At 55.8% G+C, this 2,430-nt stretch carries 4 protein-coding genes; 3 read left to right on the top strand and 1 reads right to left on the bottom strand.

Features of this window, described 5'->3' with window-relative positions; all coding sequences use genetic code 11:
- Together VGK48_07600 and VGK48_07595 are read left to right on the top strand one after the other, a co-directional pair.
- Positions 1 to 274, top strand: a 274-nt coding sequence (locus VGK48_07600; protein ID HEY2381033.1) for a hypothetical protein, incomplete at its 5' end; no start/stop codon positions are given.
- Between the two features lie 105 nt (positions 275 to 379).
- A complete protein-coding gene (locus VGK48_07595; GenBank protein ID HEY2381032.1) occupies positions 380 to 1,165 on the top strand; it encodes a metal-dependent hydrolase in 786 nt (261 codons plus the stop codon).
- 14 nt (positions 1,166 to 1,179) lie between these two features.
- On the opposite strand, the gene VGK48_07590 is transcribed toward VGK48_07595, so the two are convergent.
- The gene (locus VGK48_07590; GenBank protein ID HEY2381031.1) at positions 1,180 to 2,091 is read right to left on the bottom strand and encodes an SMP-30/gluconolactonase/LRE family protein; all 912 of its coding nucleotides are present in this window, start codon (positions 2,089 to 2,091) and stop codon (positions 1,180 to 1,182) included.
- Between the two features lie 110 nt (positions 2,092 to 2,201).
- On the opposite strand from VGK48_07590, the gene VGK48_07585 reads away from it, so the two are divergent.
- A partial coding sequence (locus VGK48_07585; GenBank protein ID HEY2381030.1) for a VOC family protein occupies positions 2,202 to 2,430 on the top strand: 229 nt, incomplete at its 3' end.

Here is a 2,430-nt window from a genome sequence, read left to right as displayed (position 1 = left end):
AAACGGCGCAGGCAATCCACCAGGAGTTCGCGTTCAGTCATCCGGCGCGTGTGAGTTCGAGGCGGCGGCGGAGCAATCTCTCTACTTCGGCAGGGTCTGCTTCGGGATGGTCGTGACGAATTCCCTCCCGGGCGATACCGCAAGAGACTTCATGCAAATCCAGGGCTATGGCCAGACGTTCTTCCCCGGTCATGATCCGGTAGCGCTCGATCTGCTTGTGGAGGGCGGCGGTCGCGGTCATCACGTTCCTAATAATGCAAATGCCGATTTCTGACAATCGCCCGCTTTTCGGAACGCGGAGTACAAATTGCGGAATGGATCAGACGACACGTGAGATGCGCGATCTCGGCCGGCGCCGACTTGTAGCGGGGGCGTTGGCATGAAAAGGTTTGCGATGCGGGTGTGGGTTTGTCTTCTAGTTCCTTTCGCTATCGGCGGAGCGGCGCTGGCGCAAACGCCCTCGCCTAACGAGAAGAAGACGATCTCAATTACCTGGCTCGGGCACGCGGCCTTCGAGATCGTGTCGCCCGGCGGAACACATCTGTTGATCGATCCGTTCCTGACTAAAAATCCGGCGACGCCACCGGAAAATAAAGATCTGGCTCGCTATCATCCGAGTCATATCCTTGTGACGCATTCGCACGGCGATCATCTCGGTGACGCCGTGGAGTTGGCAAAGTTGAGCAAGGCAAAATTGGTCAGTGTGATGATGCTCGACACCTTTGTGACCAAGGGCGGCCTGCCGCGCGAGCAGATCGAGACGGTCAATGTTGGCGATCAGGTGACAGCGGGCGATGTGAAGATTCACGTGGTCCCGGCCATGCACAGCAGCGAGCCGAGCGGACGGCCGGTGGGTTACGTGCTCGAGTTCGGCGATGGGCGAACGCTATACGATGAAGGCGATACCTGGATCTTTGGCGACATGTCATTGATCCAGGAATTCTATCATCCCAACATCATCTTGACGGGATGCGGTGCAGTAGCCGACGGACAATATGCGCGGATGGCCTGGCTGGCGGTGAATCGTTACTTCAAGCCGCAAGTGGTTATTCCAATGCATTACGGCGCGTTGCCCGGCTCTTCGAGCGAGGCAGACATTCGTGCCGTCGTCGGAGATGATGCGCGAGTGAAGTTCATGAAGCCCGGCGAGACGAGAAAGTTCTAGCTTGGAAACGGCGGTTACCGAACGTTTGGAATCTTCACGATACATCCCGCAGCCTTCGGATCGTTAGGATCTTTCACCACCGTGACGTAAAGGTCTTTTTCTCCTTCGCCGAAGGCGACATTGGTGGTGCCGTTGCCCGCGGCAATATTGAAGACGTGTAGAAGCTTTCCAGCGGGAGATATTTTCAAAACCTTCCCACCGGACCACTGCGCAACGTAGATGTTACCTTTGGCATCGACTTTCATGCTGTCGGGTCCAATCCACCACGAGTCGATTTTGTTTTTGGTGAGGAGATTCAGAAGAGCAAAGTTGGCGCGATGGCTGAGCGAGCCATCGGGATTAATATCAAATTTCAGGATACAATTGCCGACCGTTTCACTGACATAGAGAGTCTTTTGATCGGGAGCGACACCGATGCCGTTGGCGTAGTTGAGATCGTCCGCGACCTCTATCCAATTTTTCGCACCCGGAGCCAGATAAAAGATCTTTCCCATGACCGTGGTTGGCGGATCGACGAAGTGTCCAAAAAGGGTGGCGTAGGCGCCGCCATTAGCGGTCACTACGATGTCGTTGATGCCGCCGTCGAACTTATGGCCATTGTCATCGGCGTCCCATCGGCGCAATTCCTTGCCGTTGAGGTCGAGTTCGAGAATGGCTCCGTGTTCGTCGGTGCAGGCGAGAAGGAAAGTCTTTTGTTTCGCGAGAGCCAACCCGTTATGGCCGCACCCCGCGGCATTGTTCAGGATGGTTGTCTTCTTCCCATCCCACTTCGACAGGCTGTTGGAGATCCAGCCGACAAAATAAAGATTCCCGTCGAAATAGAGCGGACCTTCCGCCCCGAGGACGTTCTTCACGATGACGGTTTCCTCGGCGCTCGTCATTTCCGCCGACATGAGCGCGGCGATCATGAATAACAAAACTTTCATTGGGTTCGTCCGCTTCCTCCTTGGGTTTCAGTGTGGGACTGTTGAATCGGCAGCGGCAGATTGACGTTCATCCAAACGAATCGCAAGGTGCACGTATGTCTAACTCGAATATGTCGGTGCAACCATATCTGTTTTTTGGCGGTCGCTGCGAAGAGGCGCTGGAATTCTACCGCAGCGCTGTGGGCGCCGAGGTGGAGATGCTCAGCCGTTTCAAGGACGCGCCCGAACCAGGCATGGCGCAGCCGGGAATGGAAGACAAAGTGATGCATGCCAGCTTTCGTATCGGCGAAACAATCCTGATGGCTTCGGACGGCAGGTGCGAAGGCCAACCGCGCTTCG

Source organism: Terriglobia bacterium (genome assembly GCA_036496425.1).
Classification (GTDB): Bacteria; Acidobacteriota; Terriglobia; order 20CM-2-55-15; family 20CM-2-55-15; genus 20CM-2-55-15.
This window is presented reverse-complemented; position numbering and strand designations above follow the sequence as displayed.

What these genes read in the sequence shown, in the direction of transcription:
- VGK48_07595 (HEY2381032.1), top strand. Translation starts at nt 380, where the DNA reads ATGAAAAGGTTTGCGATGCGGGTGTGGGTTTGTCTTCTAGTTCCTTTC.
- VGK48_07590 (HEY2381031.1), bottom strand. Translation starts at nt 2,091, where the DNA reads ATGAAAGTTTTGTTATTCATGATCGCCGCGCTCATGTCGGCGGAAATG.